Origin of the sequence: Pseudomonas sp. ADAK18 (assembly GCF_012935695.1) — a bacterium.
Lineage (GTDB): Bacteria > Pseudomonadota > Gammaproteobacteria > Pseudomonadales > Pseudomonadaceae > Aquipseudomonas.
In genome coordinates, this window is sequence record NZ_CP052859.1 from 3,722,430 (window position 1) to 3,740,554 (window position 18,125).

The 18,125-nt window shown below is 59.2% G+C and carries 19 protein-coding genes; 13 read left to right on the plus strand and 6 right to left on the minus strand.

Annotated elements, in window-relative coordinates:
* Positions 1-20: 20 nt before the first annotated feature.
* Entirely contained in the window at positions 21-914 is an 894-nt protein-coding gene (prpB, locus tag HKK55_RS16710; protein WP_169355691.1) for a methylisocitrate lyase, read from the minus strand.
* Between the two features lie 11 nt (positions 915-925).
* Entirely contained in the window at positions 926-1,618 is a 693-nt protein-coding gene (locus tag HKK55_RS16715) for a GntR family transcriptional regulator (protein WP_178128885.1), read from the minus strand.
* 275 nt (positions 1,619-1,893) lie between these two features.
* Here HKK55_RS16715 and HKK55_RS16720 point away from each other — a divergent pair, with 275 nt between their 5' ends.
* The 4 genes from HKK55_RS16720 (at position 1,894) to pabB (ending at position 6,387) form a co-directional block, all read left to right on the plus strand.
* Positions 1,894-2,430, plus strand: a complete 537-nt coding sequence (locus HKK55_RS16720) for an ATP-dependent zinc protease (protein WP_169355693.1) — start codon at positions 1,894-1,896, stop codon at positions 2,428-2,430.
* A 5-nt stretch (positions 2,431-2,435) separates the two neighbouring features.
* On the plus strand, positions 2,436-3,968 hold the full coding sequence (locus HKK55_RS16725; protein ID WP_169355694.1) for an inactive transglutaminase family protein: 1,533 nt from the start codon (positions 2,436-2,438) through the stop codon (positions 3,966-3,968).
* Entirely contained in the window at positions 3,968-4,954 is a 987-nt protein-coding gene (locus HKK55_RS16730) for an alpha-L-glutamate ligase-like protein (RefSeq protein ID WP_169355695.1), read from the plus strand. Before HKK55_RS16725 ends, HKK55_RS16730 begins: the two co-directional genes overlap by 1 nt.
* Positions 4,955-5,043: 89 nt before the next feature.
* Entirely contained in the window at positions 5,044-6,387 is a 1,344-nt protein-coding gene (pabB, locus tag HKK55_RS16735) for an aminodeoxychorismate synthase component I (RefSeq protein WP_169355696.1), read from the plus strand.
* A gap of 124 nt (positions 6,388-6,511) precedes the next feature.
* Here pabB and thrH read toward each other — a convergent pair whose 3' ends face one another.
* Positions 6,512-7,129, minus strand: coding sequence for a bifunctional phosphoserine phosphatase/homoserine phosphotransferase ThrH (gene thrH, locus HKK55_RS16740; protein WP_169355697.1), 618 nt, complete (start codon positions 7,127-7,129; stop codon positions 6,512-6,514).
* Positions 7,130-7,278: 149 nt separating this feature from the next.
* Here thrH and HKK55_RS16745 point away from each other — a divergent pair, with 149 nt between their 5' ends.
* From HKK55_RS16745 to HKK55_RS16755, 3 genes are all read left to right on the plus strand, one after another.
* Positions 7,279-8,013: a phosphoadenylyl-sulfate reductase gene (locus HKK55_RS16745; protein ID WP_169355698.1), complete on the plus strand. Its 735-nt coding sequence runs from the start codon at positions 7,279-7,281 to the stop codon at positions 8,011-8,013.
* A gap of 352 nt (positions 8,014-8,365) precedes the next feature.
* Positions 8,366-9,895, plus strand: coding sequence for an NCS1 family nucleobase:cation symporter-1 (locus HKK55_RS16750; RefSeq protein ID WP_169355699.1), 1,530 nt, complete (start codon positions 8,366-8,368; stop codon positions 9,893-9,895).
* 24 nt (positions 9,896-9,919) lie between these two features.
* Positions 9,920-10,648 (plus strand): aspartate/glutamate racemase family protein, encoded by a 729-nt coding sequence (locus HKK55_RS16755; RefSeq protein ID WP_169355700.1) that lies wholly within the window; start codon positions 9,920-9,922, stop codon positions 10,646-10,648.
* An 87-nt stretch (positions 10,649-10,735) separates the two neighbouring features.
* Here the strand turns inward: HKK55_RS16755 and HKK55_RS16760 are convergent, their stop codons facing one another.
* Complete coding sequence (locus HKK55_RS16760) at positions 10,736-11,659, minus strand: LysR family transcriptional regulator (protein ID WP_169355701.1); 924 nt, start codon at positions 11,657-11,659, stop codon at positions 10,736-10,738.
* Between the two features lie 127 nt (positions 11,660-11,786).
* Between HKK55_RS16760 and HKK55_RS16765 the strand changes: the two genes are divergently transcribed.
* A complete protein-coding gene (locus HKK55_RS16765) occupies positions 11,787-12,533 on the plus strand; it encodes a 3-oxoacyl-ACP reductase family protein (protein ID WP_169355702.1) in 747 nt (248 codons plus the stop codon).
* A 161-nt stretch (positions 12,534-12,694) separates the two neighbouring features.
* Here the strand turns inward: HKK55_RS16765 and HKK55_RS16770 are convergent, their stop codons facing one another.
* Complete coding sequence (locus HKK55_RS16770) at positions 12,695-13,384, minus strand: HAD-IA family hydrolase (protein ID WP_169355703.1); 690 nt, start codon at positions 13,382-13,384, stop codon at positions 12,695-12,697.
* A gap of 117 nt (positions 13,385-13,501) precedes the next feature.
* On the opposite strand from HKK55_RS16770, the gene HKK55_RS16775 reads away from it, so the two are divergent.
* On the plus strand, positions 13,502-13,876 hold the full coding sequence (locus HKK55_RS16775) for a DUF2784 domain-containing protein (RefSeq protein ID WP_169355704.1): 375 nt from the start codon (positions 13,502-13,504) through the stop codon (positions 13,874-13,876).
* Here HKK55_RS16775 and HKK55_RS16780 read toward each other — a convergent pair.
* The gene (locus HKK55_RS16780) at positions 13,845-14,831 is read right to left on the minus strand and encodes an NAD(P)H-binding protein (protein ID WP_169355705.1); all 987 of its coding nucleotides are present in this window, start codon (positions 14,829-14,831) and stop codon (positions 13,845-13,847) included. The genes HKK55_RS16775 and HKK55_RS16780 overlap by 32 nt on opposite strands.
* Positions 14,832-14,925: 94 nt before the next feature.
* On the opposite strand from HKK55_RS16780, the gene HKK55_RS16785 reads away from it, so the two are divergent.
* From HKK55_RS16785 to HKK55_RS16800, 4 genes are all read left to right on the plus strand, one after another.
* Complete coding sequence (locus tag HKK55_RS16785) at positions 14,926-15,810, plus strand: LysR family transcriptional regulator (protein WP_169355706.1); 885 nt, start codon at positions 14,926-14,928, stop codon at positions 15,808-15,810.
* Positions 15,811-15,864: 54 nt separating this feature from the next.
* Positions 15,865-16,443, plus strand: coding sequence for a DUF4337 domain-containing protein (locus HKK55_RS16790; protein ID WP_169355707.1), 579 nt, complete (start codon positions 15,865-15,867; stop codon positions 16,441-16,443).
* A 284-nt stretch (positions 16,444-16,727) separates the two neighbouring features.
* Positions 16,728-17,312 carry a papain-like cysteine protease family protein gene (locus HKK55_RS16795; RefSeq protein ID WP_169355708.1) on the plus strand — a complete coding sequence of 195 codons (585 nt, stop codon included), beginning with the start codon at positions 16,728-16,730 and terminating at the stop codon, positions 17,310-17,312.
* Positions 17,313-17,321: 9 nt separating this feature from the next.
* Complete coding sequence (locus HKK55_RS16800) at positions 17,322-17,930, plus strand: hypothetical protein (RefSeq protein WP_169355709.1); 609 nt, start codon at positions 17,322-17,324, stop codon at positions 17,928-17,930.
* Positions 17,931-18,125 lie beyond the last annotated feature (195 nt).

Here is an 18,125-nt window from a genome sequence, read left to right on the forward strand (position 1 = left end):
TTATTTGGGAGCCGCGCGCCTTACTTCTTGGCGGCGAACAGCGCGTCGAGCTTCTGCTCGAAAGTGTGGTAGTCGATGCGATCGTACAACTCCATGCGGGTTTGCATGGTATCGATCACGTTCTGTTGGGTCCCGTCGCGGCGGATCGCGGTGTAGACGTTTTCGGCGGCCTTGTTCATGGCGCGAAATGCCGAGAGCGGGTACAGCACGATGGAAACATCGGCAGATTTCAGTTGATCGACGGTGTACAGCGGGGTCGCACCGAACTCGGTAATGTTAGCGAGGATCGGCGCCTTCACCCGCGAGGCGAACAGTTTGTACATTTCCAGCTCGGTGATGGCTTCCGGGAACACCATATCGGCGCCGGCTTCGATGCAGGCGGCGGCACGTTCCAGGGCAGACTCCAAACCTTCCACCGCAAGGGCGTCGGTACGGGCCATGATCACAAAGCTGTCATCGGTGCGGGCATCGACAGCGGCCTTGATGCGGTCGACCATTTCCTGCTGTGACACGATTTCTTTATTAGGACGATGGCCGCAACGCTTGGCGCCCACCTGGTCTTCAATATGGATCGCCGCTGCGCCGAACTTGATCATCGACTTGACGGTGCGCGCCACGTTGAACGCCGAGGAACCGAAACCGGTGTCCACGTCTACCAGCAACGGCAAGTCGCACACGTCGGTGATGCGGCGTACGTCGGTCAGTACGTCATCCAGGCCGGTAATGCCCAGGTCCGGCACGCCCAGGGAGCCTGCGGCCACCCCGCCACCCGACAGGTAGATCGCCTTGAAACCGGCGCGTTTGGCCAGCAAGGCATGGTTGGCGTTGATCGCACCAACCACTTGCAACGGCTGTTCGCTGGCGACCGCGTCACGGAAACGCTGGCCTGGAGTGCTTTTGTTATGGGAACTCATGACTCACCTCTCTAGGGGGCGCACTCTGGAAAGTGACGCGCGATATTGCGTTTGGAAGCGCCGATATGACGGCGCATCAACAACTCGGCCAGTTCGCCGTCGCGATCAGCAATCGCGTCGAGAATCCGGTGATGTTCGGCAAAGGCCTGGCGTGGACGATTAGGGGTGGCGGAAAACTGGATGCGGTACATGCGCACCAGTTGATACAGCTCGCCGCACAACATTTGGGTCAAGGTGCGGTTGCCGGCGCCTTGGATGATCCGGTAATGAAAGTCGAAGTCGCCTTCCTGCTGGTAGTAGCCGACGCCGGCCTGAAATGCGGCATCGCGCTCATGGGTGTGCAACACCTGGCGCAGCTCCTCGATTTCTTCATCGGTCATGCGCTCGGCGGCCAGGCGACAGGCCATGCCTTCCAGGGATTCGCGGATTTCGTAAAGCTCGATCAGTTCGGCATGGCTGAGGGAAACAACCCGCGCGCCAACGTGAGGGATGCGCACCAGCAGGCGCTGGCCTTCCAGACGGTGGATGGCCTCGCGCAGCGGGCCACGGCTGATGCCATAGGTGCGCGCCAGTTCCGGCTCGGAGATCTTGCTGCCGGGGGCGATCTCGCCCTTGACGATGGCGGCCTGGATACGGCGGAAGACGTTCTCCGACATTGTCTGGGATTCGTCCGACACCACCACTGGGGCTTCCGATTGATCCAGCATATTGTCGACACCTTTAAAAGCAATGTCGCAAAAACTAGCCAATTAACCCAAAAGAGTCAAAGAATAAATACACATTGTCGACAATCGTCTAATAACCACCTTTGCATACCTTGAGGGCATGGCCGCCTGCCAGCGCTGGCGTCAGAAAACCTTCATGTTAGAATGCCCGCCGCTTTTGCCTGACATCATTGGATGAAAAGGCGCACGAGGGAGCTTGCGCAGCAATGCCAGTCGCCTTGAATTGAACATCGCACTGCACCGCGTCAGGATTTATGAGACTCAAGCCCTTCTCCCTATTGTTTTGCCTATCGTTGCTGCCCGGTCTTGGCTTCGCTGCCGAGAAGACCGTGTATGGCCTCAACGAATACGCCCATCTGGCCGGCATTGACCTGCAAGTGCCCGCCAAACTCGACACCGGCGCCAAGACTGCATCGCTGAGTGCGCGGGACATCAAGCGCTTCAAGCGCAACGGCGAATCCTGGGTGCGCTTCTACCTGGCCATCGACACCGCACATTCCCACCCCATCGAACGTCCCCTGGAGCGCGTCAGCAAGATCAAGCGTCGCGCCGACGACTACGACGCCGATGAAGGCAAGCAGTACACCGCCCGCCCGGTGATTGCCCTGGATATCTGCATGGGTACCGCTTTACGCAGCATCGAAGTGAACTTGACTGACCGCAGCACTTTCCAATATCCGCTGCTGATTGGCTCCGAAGCATTGAAACGCTTTGATGCGCTGGTCGACCCCAGTCTCAAATACGCGGCGGGAAAGCCTGCCTGCGCCACTGACGCTCATACCGCAGAGTAATTTCAATGCGCTCTCTTAATCTGCACCTGAAAATCCTGATCGCCATCCTCGTGGTGCTGGGCATTTCGGTCACCGCCTATCAGATTTTCGTGCTGGGGATTCCCGTCACCGAAGACGCCACGGACGACCTGTGGAACATCGACGCCAAAGTCGAGTTCGTCGCCAGCGCCAAGGACCCGGTAAAAATCCAGATGTTCGTGCCGCCCCTGAGCCGCGACTTCGTCAGCCTTAATGAAAGCTTTATCTCCAACAACTATGGGGTGAGCGTCAACCGCATCGATGGCAACCGCAAGGTCACCTGGTCGGCACGCCGCGCCAAGGGCAACCAGACCCTTTACTACCGCCTGGTGCTGACCAAGCGTTACAGCGGAGAAAAGGTCAAGGTCAAGGGCCCGACCTTCCGCGACAGCATTGCCGTCGAAGGCCCGGAAAAAATCGCCGCCGAAGCCCTGCTCGCGCCGATCCGCCAGCATTCGGCAGACGTCGAGACCTTTATCAGCGAAGCCATCAAGCGCACCAACAACCTCAACGATGACAACGTCAAGCTGCTGCTGGCAGGCGACCCGTCGACGCCGCACAAGGCGAAGATCGTCGAGTTGCTGCTGTCCATCGCCCACGTTCCGGTGGAAAAGGTCCACACCATCCGCCTGGTGGCTGACCAACCGCAAACCCCGGAACTGTGGCTGCGCAGCTTCAATGGCAACGACTGGCTGTACTTCAACCCCGACACCGGCGAACAAGGTCTGCCCTCCGACCGCCTGCTGTGGTGGACCGGCGATGAAAACCTGATCACGGTCGACGGCGGCAAGAAGGCCATGGTGACCTTCAGCCTGAACAACAGCGAAATGAACGCCATTCGCCTGGCCAAGCTGACCGACGAAAACACCGACGCCAACTTCCTCGAATACTCGCTGTACGGCCTGCCGCTGCAAACCCAGCAGACCTTCATGATCATGGTGATGATCCCGATTGGCGTGCTGGTGATCCTGATCCTGCGCAACCTGATCGGCCTGCAGACCCTGGGCACCTTTACGCCGGTGCTGATTGCCCTGGCGTTCCGCGAGACGCAGTTGGGCTTCGGGATCGTGTTGTTCACCATTATTACGGCGCTCGGCTTATCGCTACGCTCGTACCTGGAACACTTGAAGCTGCAGATGCTGCCAAGGCTGTCGGTGGTACTCACCTTCGTGGTAGTGCTGATCGCCGCCATCAGCCTGTTCAGCCACAAGCTGGGCCTGGAACGCGGGCTGTCGGTGGCACTGTTCCCGATGGTGATCCTGACCATGACCATCGAACGCCTGTCCATCACCTGGGAAGAGCGCGGTGGCGGCCATGCCATGAAGGTGGCAATCGGTACGCTGTTCGCCGCGTCCCTGGCTCACCTGATCATGAGCGTGCCAGAGCTGATCTACTTCGTCTTTACCTTCCCGGCGATCCTGTTGATCCTGGTGGGTTTCATGCTGGCCATGGGTCGCTATCGCGGCTACCGCCTGACCGAGTTGGTGCGTTTCAAGGCCTTCCTCAAGGCTGATTCGTAATGTTCGGCTTCTGGAAGACCTGGAAGGCCTTGGAAGCACGAGGGATCATGGGCATCAATCGGCGTAATGCCGACTACGTGCTCAAGTACAACAAGCGCAGCCTGTATCCAATCGTCGATGACAAGATCATCACCAAGGAGCGGGCCATCGCCGCCGGTATTCATGTGCCGGAAATGTACGGGGTGATTTCCACCGAGAAGGAAATCGACAAGCTCGACGAAATCATTGGCGGGCGCAACGACTTCGTGATCAAACCGGCCCAAGGCGCGGGCGGCGACGGCATCCTGGTGGTGGCTGACCGCTTTGAAGGACGCTATCGCACGGTCTCCGGCAAAATCATCAGCCATGAAGAAATCGAGCACCAGATTTCCAGCATCCTCACCGGTTTGTATTCCCTGGGCGGCCACCGTGACCGGGCGTTGATCGAATACCGCGTAGTACCCGACCAGATCTTCAAAAGCATCAGCTACGAAGGCGTGCCGGACATCCGCATCATTGTGCTGATGGGCTACCCGGTGATGGCCATGCTGCGCCTGCCAACTCGCCAGTCCGGCGGCAAGGCCAACCTGCACCAGGGTGCCATTGGCGTCGGTGTGGACTTGGCCACTGGCCTGACCCTGCGTGGCACCTGGCTGAACAACATCATCACCAAACACCCGGACACCACCAACGCAGTGGACGGTGTGCAACTGCCCAACTGGGACGGTTTCATGAAGCTCGCCGCCGGCTGCTACGAGCTGTGCGGCCTGGGTTACATCGGTGTGGACATGGTGCTGGACCAGGAGAAAGGCCCGCTGATCCTGGAGCTCAATGCCCGGCCAGGGCTGAATATCCAGATCGCCAACGACTGTGGCCTGACCCTGCGCACCCATGCGGTGGAGGCTCGGCTGGAAGAGCTGAAAGCAGCGGGCGTGACGGAAACGCCGGAAGAACGCGTGAAGTTCGTGCAGGAAATGTTTGGGCACGTTCCCGCTGTTGAAGGCTGATGCCTGCCTATCCCCGACATCCCCTCTAGGAGCAAATCCTACAGGGGACTACAATCGCCTCCCCCGCGCCACTAGCTGATCCATCCCGCATGTCGACCTGCTCCGTTCATCCGCTGCCCTACCGGGCAAATCCTGCCGAGTATTTCACGGCCATTCGCCATGCCCCCGGTGCGGTGCTGCTGGACAGTGGTCGGCCGGCTGCCGAACGCGGTCGCTACGACCTGCTCAGCGCCTGGCCGGAAGCAACGTTGGCGGTCTGGCCGGATGAAAGTGGCAGCGATTTTCTACAGCGGTTACGGGAAAATCTGACGCTACTCGGTGAAGCCGCGCTGCCTGCACCTTATGAACTGCCGTTTGCCGGCGGCCTGATCGGTTACCTGAGCTACGACTTCGGTCGGCATCTGGAACAGCTACCGCACTTGGCCGTGGACGACCTGCGCCTGCCGGATGCACGCTTCGGTCTGTATGCCTGGGCGCTGATCAGCGATCACCAGGCCCAGACCAGCCAATTGGTATTCCACCCCAAACTGGTGGAAAGCGAACGGCAACGCCTGATCACATTGTTCAGCCATCCAACGCCGAGTGCTCCCGCGACGTTCACACTGCACGGCAAGATGACCCCGGACCTGACTGCACACACCTATCAGCAGGCTCTGGCGCGGATTCAGGACTACATCCAGGCCGGCGACTGCTATCAGGTCAACTTCGCCCAGCGCTTTCGCGCGCCCTGCATCGGCGATCCGTGGGTCGCCTATTGCGCTCTGCGCGAGGCCTGCCCGACGCCGTTTTCCGGGTTCCAGAGCCTGCCGGACGATGGCGCGGTGTTGAGCCTGTCGCCGGAGCGTTTCGTCAAGATCAGCCAGCGTCAGGTGGAAACCCGCCCGATCAAGGGCACCCGCCCTCGTGGCACGACAGCAACGGAAGATGCCGCCAATGCAGCCGAACTCCTGGCGAGCCCCAAGGACCGTGCCGAGAACCTGATGATCGTCGACCTGCTGCGCAATGACCTGGGCCGCACCTGCCGCATCGGCTCGGTGAAAGTGCCGGAGCTGTTCAGCCTGGAAAGCTACCCCAACGTGCATCACCTGGTGAGCAGCGTCACCGGCGAACTGGCGGATGACAAAGATGCCCTGGACCTGATCGCCGGCAGCTTCCCTGGTGGCTCAATCACCGGCGCGCCGAAGATTCGTGCGATGCAGATCATCGACGAACTGGAACCGACCCGACGCGGGCTGTACTGCGGCTCATTGTTGTACCTGGACGTGCGCGGCGAGATGGACAGCTCCATCGCCATTCGCAGCTTGCTGGTCAAGGATGGGCAGGTGTGTTGCTGGGGCGGGGGCGGGATCGTCGCCGACTCCGAGTGGCAGGCGGAGTATCAGGAGTCGATGACCAAGGTGCGGGTGTTGTTGGAGACACTGGAAGGGTTGTAGCGCTTTCAAAGGCCCCTTCGCGAGCAAGCCCGCTCCCACATTCGACCGCATTCCTACAGGATAAACGCGGTCGAATGTGGGAGCGGGCTTGCTCGCGAAAGGGCCATCCGCCCCGCTACATAACTTACAGGCTCAACGGCCGATTCGAAGCCTTGATGAACTCTTTCTTCAAATCCTCAAACGTATGCACCGCCGGGAACTGCGGGAACTCGCGGATCACATTCTCCGGCGCGTGGAACAGGATGCCCTGGTCCGCCTCACCCAGCATGGTGGTGTCGTTGTAGGAGTCCCCGGCCGCAATCACCCGGTAGTACAGGCTCTTGAAGGCCAATACCGACTGACGCTTGGGATCTTTCTGACGCAACTGATAGCTCACGACGCGATTCGTCTCATCGGTAATCAAACGATGGCACAGCAACGTCGGGAAACCCAGTTGGCGCATCAGCGGCTGGGAGAACTCATAGAAGGTGTCCGACAGAATCACCACCTGGAAACGCTCGCGCAGCCAATTGACGAACTCGATGGCGCCGTCCAGGGGCTTGAGGGTGGCAATCACCTCCTGAATGTCTCCAAGCGTGAGGCCGTGCTCATCAAGGATCCGCAGGCGCTGCTTCATCAGTACGTCGTAGTCGGGAATGTCCCGGGTGGTAGCCCGCAGGGATTCAATACCGGTTTTTTCGGCGAAGGCGATCCAGATTTCCGGAACCAGCACCCCTTCCAGGTCGAGACAGGCAATTTCCACAAGACACTCCCATTAATGTTGTTAGTTGAGCGAGTAAAAGGACTGCCGAACTCTAGCGATTCATGCCGGCTGCCGCAACGCAGGCCGGATTTTGTTACCATCGCCCCCTATAGAGCGCTCAGCGCCACTGACCTGTAGGAACCGTGCTGATGAACCAAGCCTTCGACGTCGCTGAACTCGCCGCGACTTATGCCAACAAAACCGCCCAGGACATCCTCAAGCTGGCGTTCAGTCAGTTTGGCGACGACTTGTGGATCTCTTTCAGCGGTGCCGAGGACGTGGTGCTGGTGGACATGGCCTGGAAGCTGAACAAAAACGTCAAGGTGTTCAGCCTCGACACCGGCCGCCTGCACCCGGAAACCTACCGGTTTATCGAACAGGTGCGCGAGTTCTACAAAATCGACATCGAGCTGATCTCGCCTGACCAGAGCAAGCTGGAACCCTTCGTCAAGGAAAAGGGCCTGTTCAGTTTCTACAAGGACGGCCATGGCGAGTGCTGCGGCATCCGCAAGATCGAGCCGCTGCGCCGCAAACTGTCCAGCGTCAACGCCTGGGCCACCGGCCAACGCCGCGACCAGAGCCCCGGCACCCGTAGCCAGGTGGCGGTGCTGGAAGTCGATACGGCCTTCTCCACCCCGGAACGCACCCTGTACAAGTTCAACCCGCTGGCGCAAATGACCAGCGAAGAGATCTGGGGTTACATCCGCATGCTGGAGCTGCCGTACAACAGCCTGCACGAGCGCGGCTTTATCAGCATCGGCTGCGAGCCTTGCACCCGCCCGGTGCTGCCGAACCAGCACGAGCGCGAAGGCCGCTGGTGGTGGGAAGAAGCAACCCAGAAAGAATGCGGGCTGCACGCGGGGAATATCATCAGCAAGGCGTGATGCCCACCCTGAATACATGTACACAAGAATGTCACCATCGGTGCCATTTTTGTGTGCATTAATAATTTAACGCACCGAAAAGTTACACCCCCTCTTGCAACACACTCCCTCCTACGATTGATAAAATTCCCCGCACAAAATAAATACCTGTTCAAACGGTCAATTTATATCGCTTTAAATTCAGCCAGTTATTAAAAACACCTATAAAAACGAAATTAACAGCTGCTTTGATAGACGAAAATTTGGCACGTATGTGGCTTAAGGTGAAATACGCTTTGTATACAATAAATACAAAACATACATACACTTTGGCCTCTGCGACTTTCCGACAGATGCCTTGGAGCCTGCCGGAATGCGTACAAGTCTCTCGAATAACATCGCACTGGATCTGCCCTCCTCCACCTCGACCCCAGAGGCCATAAGCCCCGGCCCCCTGGTACTCAGCCCACGCCTGCACAACAAGGACTTGGCGCCGACTAAGGCCGAAGGTCGGCGCTGGGGCCGCTACAGCATCTTTGCCCTGTGGACCAACGATGTGCACAACATCGCCAATTACTCCTTCGCTATCGGCTTGTATGCCCTGGGCCTGGGAGGCTGGCAAATCCTGCTGTCCCTGGGGATCGGTGCGGCACTGGTGTATTTCTTCATGAACCTGTCGGGTTACATGGGGCAGAAAACGGGCGTGCCGTTCCCAGTCATCAGCCGCATCAGTTTCGGTATTCATGGCGCGCAGATTCCTGCACTGATCCGCGCAGTGATCGCCATCGCCTGGTTCGGGATCCAGACCTACCTGGCCTCGGTGGTTTTCCGTGTGCTGTTGACGGCGATTCACCCAGGTTTTGCCGATTACGATCACAACTCGATCCTCGGTCTATCCACACTCGGCTGGGTGTGCTTCGTGGCGATTTGGTTGGTGCAACTGGCGATCCTGGCCTATGGCATGGAGATGGTCCGCCGCTATGAAGCCTTCGCCGGACCAGTGATTCTGTTGACGGTGGCCTCGTTGGCCGGTTGGATGTATTTCCAGGCCGGCGGCAACATCGCCTGGTCGATTCGCGAGCCGCTGACGGGTGGCGAGATGTGGCGCAATATCTTTGCCGGCGGCGCCCTGTGGCTGACGATCTACGGCACGCTGATCCTCAATTTCTGCGACTTCGCTCGCTCCTCGCCCTGCCGCAAGACCATCAAGGTCGGCAACTTCTGGGGCCTGCCGGTGAATATCCTGGTGTTCGCCAGCATCACCGTGCTGCTGTGCGGCGGGCAGTTCCAGCTCAATGGCCGGGTGATCGAGAGCCCTACCGAGATCATCGCGGCGATTCCCAATACATTCTTCGTGGTGCTGGGCTGCCTGGCGTTCCTGATCGTCACCGTGGCGGTGAACATCATGGCCAACTTCGTCGCCCCAGCCTTTGTGCTGAGCAACCTGGCGCCCAGGTACTTGAACTTCCGTCGGGCCGGGCTGATCAGTGCCACCGTGGCGGTGCTGATCCTGCCGTGGAACCTCTACAACAGCCCGCTGGTGATTGTGTACTTCCTGTCTGGATTGGGCGCACTGCTGGGGCCGCTGTACGGGGTGATCATGGTCGACTACTGGCTGATCCGTAAAAGCCAGGTCGATGTACCGCAGCTGTATAGCGAAGATTCCAATGGCGCTTATTACTACAGCCGCGGGGTCAATCTACGGGCTGTAGCGTCGTTTATTCCTGCGGCAGTTATCGCCATTCTCCTGGCCCTGCTGCCCGGTTTTGCCAGCATCTCCCCCTTCTCCTGGCTGATTGGCGCCGGTATTGCAGGGTTGCTGTACCTGATTATTGCCAAGCGCCAGCCGTACTACGCCGACGTCGACGGCGAAGCCATCGCGGTCGACAACGTCTGCCATTAATTTCGACACTGTTAAGGACATTCCATGCGCATCCTCGTGGTCAACGTCAACACCACCGAATCCATCACCGACGCCATTGCCAAACAAGCACGGGCGGTGGCCTCACCCGGCACCGAGATCGTCGGGCTGACGCCCTGGTTCGGCGCCGAATCAGTGGAAGGCAACTTTGAAAGCTACCTGGCCGCCATTGCGGTGATGGACCGGGTGATGGCCTACGACCAGCCGTTCGACGCGGTGATCCAGGCCGGTTACGGCGAGCACGGCCGCGAAGGCTTGCAGGAACTGCTGAACGTACCGGTGGTGGACATCACCGAGGCCGCTGCCAGTACGGCGATGTTTCTCGGGCATGCCTATTCGGTGGTGACCACACTGGATCGCACCGTGCCGCTGATCGAGGACCGACTGAAACTGGCCGGTTTGTATCAGCGCTGTGCGTCCGTGCGGGCCAGTGGCATGGCGGTGTTGGAATTGGAAGAAGACCCACTGCGTGCCATGGAAGCCATCGTGCGCCAGGCCGAGCTGGCGATCAGCGAGGACAAGGCCGAGGTCATCTGCCTGGGCTGCGGCGGCATGGCCGGGCTGGATGAGCAGATTCGCCAGCGTACCGGCGTACCGGTGGTGGATGGGGTGACGGCGGCGGTGACGATTGCCGAGGGGTTGGTGCGGTTGGGATTGTCGACATCGAAGGTGCGTACTTACGCGACGCCGAGGCCAAAGAAGGTGATTGGTTGGCCGGGTAGATTTGGGCGGTAGCCCCTGAAACCGAGTCGCCTGCATCGCGGGCAAGCCCGGCTCCCACAGGGGACCGTGCCAACTGCATCGATCGTTCCCACGCCCGAATCAGATCGCACTGAACCGCTGCCCCAACCCTTGTTCGGCAAACTGCTCGATGATGAAGTCGATAAACGCCCGGGTCTTGCCGGGCAGCAGTTTGTGTTCGGCGTAGTACAGGGAGATGTTGCCGTCGTCGACGTACCAGTCCGGCAGCACTCGTTGTAATTCGCCACTGTCGAGGAACGGCACCGCCATCGGCATGCTCACCAGCGAGATGCCCAAGCCTTGGGCGCTGGCATGGCACGCAGCTTCGGAGTCGCTCATGGTCATGCGTGCCTTGAGCACCAGCGGCTGCTGTTCGCGTAACCGGTTGGTCAGTTGCCAGGAGCGGATTCGCCCGGTCTGGGGCGAACGGATCAGGATGCCACTGCAACGTCCCAAATCCTCAGGGGCATGCACTGGCAAGCGTCGCGCCAGATAGTCCGGCGAGGCTACGAGGATTCGATGGGCTGGGCTGAGTTTGCGTGCGACCACGCCCTGGGGCAGTTCGAAACCACCGCCAATGGCGGCATCGAAACCCTGGCCGATCAAGTCCACCTGGCGATTGTCGAAGTGCCAGTCCGGGCTGATGTCGGGAAAGCGCTTCAAAAACTCCCCCAGCAACGGCACCACATATCGGTTACCAAACACCGTGCCCATGCTGACCTTCAACGTGCCCACCGGTCGACCTTCGGCGCTGGCCAGGTTGGCCACGGCATTCTGGATGGTAATAAGACTGCCGCTGACCTCCTCCAGAAACAACTTGCCGGCCTCGGTCAGCGTCAGGCGCCGGGTGCTGCGCTGGAACAACCGTACACCCAGGCGCGCTTCCAGTTTGGCGACACTTTTCCCTACGGCCGCAGGGGTCAAGCTCAGGTGCCGAGCCGCTTCGGCGAAGCTGCCGCCTTCAGCGCTACGCACGAAACATTCGATACTGCCAAAGCCTTCCATATCGCTCCACTCTAAACTTTTGGTTTACACAGACTATAGCAATGACGGTCTACCGGGGTGGCCCAGTGAGGTCGATACTCGGCTCCAACAACAAGGCAGCCTGCCTTGAACATTTTTGGAGATCGACATGACCACACAAAACCTCAGCGGCAAAGTCGCCCTGATCCAGGGCGGTTCCCGTGGCATCGGTGCCGCCATCGTCAAGCGCCTTGCGGCCCAAGGCGCTGCCGTTGCTTTCACTTACGTCAGCTCCACCGCCAAGGCCGAGGAGCTGCAGAACAGTGTGATCAGTGCAGGCGGCAAAGCCCTGGCGATTCATGCCGACAGCGCCGACGCTGCCGCCATCCGCAGCGCCGTCAGCGCCACGGTTGAAGCCTTCGGGCGCCTGGACATCCTGGTGAACAATGCCGGAGTACTGGCCGTCGGCCCGCTGGAAGATTTCAAGCTGGAAGACTTCGACCGAACCCTGGCAATCAACGTGCGCAGCGTGTTCGTCGCCACCCAGGAAGCCGCCAAACATATGGGTGAAGGCGGCCGCATCATCAACATCGGCAGCACCAACGCCGAACGCATGCCATTTGCCGGTGGCGGCCCGTATGCCATGAGCAAGTCGGCGCTGGTGGGCTTGACCAAAGGCCTGGCACGGGATCTGGGGCCACGCGGGATCACCATCAACAATGTGCAACCGGGGCCGGTGGACACGGACATGAACCCAGCGAACGGCGATTTTGCCGAGAGCCTGATCGGGTTTATGGCAGTGGGGCGTTACGGGCAGGTGGAAGAGATCGCCAGCTTTGTGGCGTATCTGGTGGGGCCGGAGGCGGGTTATATCACTGGGGCGAGCTTGTCGATTGATGGCGGGTTCAGTGCGTGATCGGTTTGGAATACGACCGCTGAGCTGAGCGAAATCAAATGTGGGAGCTGGCTTGCCTGCGATACAGACACCTCGGTCTCTCAGTGAAACCCCGGTGATGCTATCGCAGGCAAGCCAGCTCCCACATTGATTGGGTTGGCCCAGTTGGATTCGGTGTTGAATCAACGCATTGGCGGCAAGCCATAGGCCTCAAGATCAAAGTCCGCCAGCTTGCGGATGATCTGGTCGGCGTGGTGGTACTTACTGTCGGCCATGGCTTCATCCGGTACGGCGATGGCGGTCATGTGCGCGGCCTTGGCGGCAGTGACACCAAAAGGCGAATCTTCGAACACCAGGCAATCCTCGGGCGCAACGCCCAGGCGGCGAGCGGCGGTGAGGAAGATATCCGGCGCAGGCTTGGCGGCACCGACTTCCGGGTCGTCGGCCGTGACGATGGTGTCAAACAAGCCAAACCATTCACGGTGCAAAGTGGTCTTGTGGCCAAAGGAATTGCGCGATGAGCTGGTGCCCACGGCAATCGGAATGTTGTGCGCCTTCAAGTGCCGCACCAGCGCCTCGGCACCGGGCATGCCCAGGGCCTTGGGGAAGCGCTCGCTCATCAGTGGTTCGCGGATCACCAGGAATTCTGCAGGTGTGATGGGCAGGTCCAAGGCCTTGACCACGTATTCAGCCAGGTCCTGGGCGCCACGCCCGATGATGTGCTGCTTGATGCCCCAATCGTAGGTACGACCATAACGTTCGGCGATGATTTGTGTGACTTCGGTGTAGATGCCTTCAGTGTCCAGCAACAACCCATCCATATCAAAAATCACGGCCTTGATCGGGCCGACAGCAGTACGCGGTGCATTCATCAGAGCTGATCCGTGGGCGAAGGACTAAAAGGATTCAGCACAATAACGGCCCGGCTTGCCTGCAAGCAACCCATTCTCCCTTAGACTGATGGCCCGCCCTTTTCAAGCGAACCCCACATGCTCTACCGCATCGCCGCCGACAGCCTGGTGCTGTTTCACCTGGCCTTTATCCTGTTTGTGCTGTTCGGCGGCCTGCTCGCCCTCAAATGGCGCCCGGTCATCTGGCTGCATCTGCCTGCCGCCGCCTGGGGTGTGGCGGTTGAACTGTTCCACCTGCCCTGCCCGCTGACCCGCTGGGAAAACCTGCTGCGCCACCTCGCCGGGCAGGACGGCTATGGCGGCGGCTTCATCGAACACTATGTGCTGACGCTGATTTATCCCGCCGGGCTGACGCCGCAAATCCAGCTGGGCCTGGGCGCCTTGGTGCTGCTGATCAACCTGACGGTGTATGGCTGGATTATCAGGCAATGGAAACGGACGCGGTCGGTGTAGGCAGGCAGCCCATACCGGTCAATGTCGCCGCCAATGCTTCATCCAGCGGTGTATGGGGCTCGCGGTCCAGCTCCTGGACCAACCGGGTGTTGTCCATGCGCAAAGACATTTCCCACAGATAGCGCATCTCAAGCATTTCGCGGAAGGTGACCACAAAGGGTGACGCCACTTTTATCAGCCACCAAGGGAAGCCGCTCACGCGTGGCTCTATTCCCGTGCGCTGCAAAACAACGCGCTGGATCGCCCTCGCCATCTGCGTACCGTCCGTATCCAGGTGACCGGCCATATGAAAGCAGGCAAACGCATCGAGCTGTTCGCGGCGTTCCAGCAACTCGACCATCGTCTGCGCCACGTCGGGCAGATACGCCCACTGATGCGCTACACCGGGCGCCCCCGGATAACTTATGGTGCCGACCGGTTTGCCAGGCTTGAGCAGTCCTTGTGAAAACCAGCTGCTGCTGGCCTTGGCGCCGAAAAAATCCCCGGAGCGCACGATCAACACCCGCGCGCCTTTTGTGGACGCCTCAAACAAACGACGCTCCATCTCCACCCGAATCGCACCTTTGCGAGTACGCGGTTGCTGGGGTGAATCCTCACGCACCAACGGGAACGCATCAGGCCCGAAGTTATAGACCGTCCCCGGCAAAACCAGGGTCGCGCCTTCAGCGGTGGCCGCTGCAATGCTGTTGTCGAGCATTGGCAGCACCCACTCCGCCCAGCGCCGATAGCCGGGTGGGTTGACCGCATGCACAATCACCGAGCAACCCTTGGCGGCGTCGATCACCTCCTGGCGGTTCAGGGCATCGCCCTTGATCCAGGTGAAGTCGGCGTTTTGCTCACAAGCCTTGGCGACGTCACGGGCCAGCGCACTCACCTGCCAACCTGCGGCGAGCATCTGCCGCGCCACCTCGCCACCAATCCCACCCGTAGCACCCAGCACCAGCACCTTGTTCATGTTTGTCTCCCGAAGCGTTTGGATAAGCCGATTCTGCTAGCCAGCACGCTATAGAGGAATTGCCGAATACCATCCATGCGCTATACATTTATGCATGGCATCGAATATTGGTTGGGAGTTTTACCGGTCGTTCCTCGGCGTGCTCCGGGAAGGATCACTGTCGGGCGCCGCGCGGCAGCTTGGCATCACACAGCCCACGGTAGGCCGGCATATTGCTGCGCTGGAAAAGGCCTTGAATGTGGCCTTGTTCACCCGCTCGCCCAGCGGCCTGCTGCCCACAGCGGTTGCCCTGACGCTACGGACCCACGCCGAAACCATGGAAACCACCGCCGCCGCCCTCGAGCGCGTCGCCTCCTCCCAAGGCCCGGAGGTGCGCGGCGTGGTCAGGGTGTCCGCCAGTGAGGTGATTGGCGTCGAAGTCCTGCCGCCCATCCTTGCGCGACTGCGCCAGCAAAATCCGCACTTGAAAATCGAACTGGTGCTGACCAACCGCCTTCTCGACCTGCTGCAACTGGAGGCCGACATCGCCGTACGCATGGTCCGACCCAGCCAGGAACAATTACTGGCACGGCGCATCGGCAATATCGAACTGGGTCTGCACGCCCACAAAGACTACCTGCAACACCACGGCACGCCCCGGCAACTGAGCGAGTTGGCCCACCACTCGATTATTGGCTACGACGAGGAAAACGCCTTTATCCGCAGCCTGGCCTTGAAAGGTTTTGATCGAAGCACCTTCGCCTTGAGCTGCGACAGCGACCTGGCGCTACTGGCCCTGATCCGTGCCGGTGCCGGCATCGGCGTGTGCCAGGTGCCGCTGGCCCAGCCAGACACCCGATTGACACGGGTACTGGCGGATGTCTTTTCACTGAATCTGGACACTTGGGTGACCATGCACGAAGACCTGCGCAACAGCCCACGCTGCCGGGTGACTTTTGATGCCTTGGTAGAGGGTTTGCAGCGTTACGTACAGGATTGAGACAGCTTCACTGGTGAAGAATCAGGCACTCTGAAACCCTGTGTAGACGCCGCCATGTCCGAAGCCTTCGAAGTCCCCAGCCCTCACGAAAAACACATCGAGCACGCCAACGAACATTCCCACGCCCGTGGTGACAGCTTCGCCGGCCGCATCGCCGTCATGACCGCCCTCATGGCCACCGCAGGTGCCATGCTCAGCTACCAGGCCGGCTCCACCGAAAGCGAAGCGGCCATGGACAAAAACAACGCTGCGATCTTCAAAACCGAAGCCGCCAACCAGTGGAATTACTACCAGGCCAAATCCAGCCGGCAAAACCTGGCGGAGTTGGCGGCGCATATTCCCGGTGTGGACGCGGCGCACTACAACGACGAAATTCAGCGCTATAAAAGCCAGAAGGAAGACGTGCGCAAACAGGCGGAAAAGCTCGAGGCCACCTCGCGGGAGTGGGATGCAAAGTCAGAGCAGGCATTGCACCAACACCATCGCTGGGCGCAGGCGATGACGGCAATTCAGATCGCGATATCGTTGGCGGCGATTACGTTGCTGACGAGAAAGGAGTGGTTGAAGCGTTTGTCGTACACAGCAGCGGCAGTGAGCGTAGTGCTGGGCAGCTTGGCCTGGTTGCATCTATAGCGTTTCCGCTTGGCGCCCTCCTCGCCATAAGGCTTATGGCGCTTTCTACGAAGACTTGCTGGCTTGATCCCTTGAGCAAGGTCAATGAAATTGCATAAATGCATATTTATGGTTGCGCTAATGCATAAACCATCCTAAGGTTAAATCGAGACCTCATCGGAACCACCATCAAAGATGGCAAACAGAGAAAACCGATATCTCGATCACTGAAACCGTTTTATTGAAACAGGTATGAAAACACCCAATTTAACGCTTGAAACTATTTTCACTCATGGAGGATGAAAATGTTAACTACGGAAGATACACAAGCAAATAAGGTACTACCAAAGTGCCTGACTAAAAACCTTATCGACCCTCAACTGACGGAAGTTGATACCGCTGAAGAAAGGGCAAGCTTTGCCGCTGGCAGCCTCAACTTCAACATGCAGCCACAAACCCAAAGCAATTGGTGCTGGGCCGCCGTTTCAGCCTCAGTCGGCAACTACTACGGTACCGGCTCCTGGACCCAGTGCAACGTCGCCAATACTGAGCTTAACCGGAACTCCTGCTGCAACCAGCCAGGCCCCTGCAACGTATATGGTTATCTCGACTCGGCACTCAGGACAACCCGAAGCTTTGCCAACATGAGCCAGGGTTCGATTCAACTGTCGGCCATCGAAAACCAGATCAACATGGGAAGGCCAATCGGCGTGCGCGTTGCCTGGTATGGCGGTGGCGCTCACTTCAACACCATTTATGGAACCAACGGCAACTATCTGCTCATCGCAGATTCCATCTATGGTTATTCCACACGAGCGCTTAATTCATTCCCCCGCTCATATAACGGCGGCGGTAACTGGACTAACACCTACTTCACCCGGAAAAACTAGGAGGGCATCATGCAACTGACTTATCCCAAAGCGCCTTCCAATGGCGTGCAGAAACTTCGTCCCGCGCTGCAAGCAGCCTTGCAAACCAAAGGCTTTGGCATCAACCGCCAATTCGCCAACGCGGCCCCCAGCAAAATCACCCTCTCCGAGCCTTATCGTGGCTACTCCCTCAGCCTGGAAGACATCATCCTGGGCAATGGCCTGAAAGAAGCCGCCCTGGGTAACTGGCACTACCTGGTGTTTTCAGATGGGGCGACCGTTGCCGATGCCGAACTGGCTGACGTACAAGGCAATGTCGAGTTCTCATCGCTTAACCATGGCGTCGTTGCCGCCTCCACCGTCAGCGCGCTGACTCTGGCAGAAAACTCGCCGAACCTGCAGGGCAAAAGCTACGAGCTGAGGGTGCTGTTTATCTCGGCACTGCATTTTGTCGCCATCTGGCTGCATGTGGAGGATGGGGAAAACGAGGACATCATTATTCCTATCGAGCCGACGCCAAAAACCCTGACCGGCACACAGCTGTACAGCGAGGCGAACCTGCTTGCCCTGCTCAAGCCCGCAGCCAGTCAGGCAAAAGCGTTGTTTGATGCGGATACCACGGGGTTGTTGGGGAGTTGAGTTATCCGTTGAAAGGCTGAATGTCTGATGTGGGTTGGTAACGGGGGGAATTCCGACCGTGCTCCTGTCACCTTTTTCAGACACCAGAAACCACACCGCTCCGACTTTCTCCAGGAAAATCGGGGGCGGTGTTCGCGGAATTTGGCGGTGAGATAGTCCGCCATATCAGTATCCGCCGACCGCCTAGACACTTCG

What these genes read in the sequence shown, in the direction of transcription:
- HKK55_RS16720 (WP_169355693.1), top strand. Translation starts at nt 1,894, where the DNA reads ATGAGACTCAAGCCCTTCTCCCTATTGTTTTGCCTATCGTTGCTGCCC.
- HKK55_RS16790 (WP_169355707.1), top strand. Translation starts at nt 15,865, where the DNA reads ATGTCCGAAGCCTTCGAAGTCCCCAGCCCTCACGAAAAACACATCGAG.
- HKK55_RS16785 (WP_169355706.1), top strand. Translation starts at nt 14,926, where the DNA reads ATGGCATCGAATATTGGTTGGGAGTTTTACCGGTCGTTCCTCGGCGTG.
- HKK55_RS16725 (WP_169355694.1), top strand. Translation starts at nt 2,436, where the DNA reads ATGCGCTCTCTTAATCTGCACCTGAAAATCCTGATCGCCATCCTCGTG.
- HKK55_RS16780 (WP_169355705.1), bottom strand. Translation starts at nt 14,831, where the DNA reads ATGAACAAGGTGCTGGTGCTGGGTGCTACGGGTGGGATTGGTGGCGAG.
- HKK55_RS16795 (WP_169355708.1), top strand. Translation starts at nt 16,728, where the DNA reads ATGTTAACTACGGAAGATACACAAGCAAATAAGGTACTACCAAAGTGC.
- HKK55_RS16775 (WP_169355704.1), top strand. Translation starts at nt 13,502, where the DNA reads ATGCTCTACCGCATCGCCGCCGACAGCCTGGTGCTGTTTCACCTGGCC.
- prpB (WP_169355691.1), bottom strand. Translation starts at nt 914, where the DNA reads ATGAGTTCCCATAACAAAAGCACTCCAGGCCAGCGTTTCCGTGACGCG.
- HKK55_RS16760 (WP_169355701.1), bottom strand. Translation starts at nt 11,659, where the DNA reads ATGGAAGGCTTTGGCAGTATCGAATGTTTCGTGCGTAGCGCTGAAGGC.
- HKK55_RS16730 (WP_169355695.1), top strand. Translation starts at nt 3,968, where the DNA reads ATGTTCGGCTTCTGGAAGACCTGGAAGGCCTTGGAAGCACGAGGGATC.
- HKK55_RS16755 (WP_169355700.1), top strand. Translation starts at nt 9,920, where the DNA reads ATGCGCATCCTCGTGGTCAACGTCAACACCACCGAATCCATCACCGAC.
- HKK55_RS16745 (WP_169355698.1), top strand. Translation starts at nt 7,279, where the DNA reads ATGAACCAAGCCTTCGACGTCGCTGAACTCGCCGCGACTTATGCCAAC.
- HKK55_RS16765 (WP_169355702.1), top strand. Translation starts at nt 11,787, where the DNA reads ATGACCACACAAAACCTCAGCGGCAAAGTCGCCCTGATCCAGGGCGGT.
- pabB (WP_169355696.1), top strand. Translation starts at nt 5,044, where the DNA reads ATGTCGACCTGCTCCGTTCATCCGCTGCCCTACCGGGCAAATCCTGCC.
- HKK55_RS16800 (WP_169355709.1), top strand. Translation starts at nt 17,322, where the DNA reads ATGCAACTGACTTATCCCAAAGCGCCTTCCAATGGCGTGCAGAAACTT.
- HKK55_RS16770 (WP_169355703.1), bottom strand. Translation starts at nt 13,384, where the DNA reads ATGAATGCACCGCGTACTGCTGTCGGCCCGATCAAGGCCGTGATTTTT.
- HKK55_RS16750 (WP_169355699.1), top strand. Translation starts at nt 8,366, where the DNA reads ATGCGTACAAGTCTCTCGAATAACATCGCACTGGATCTGCCCTCCTCC.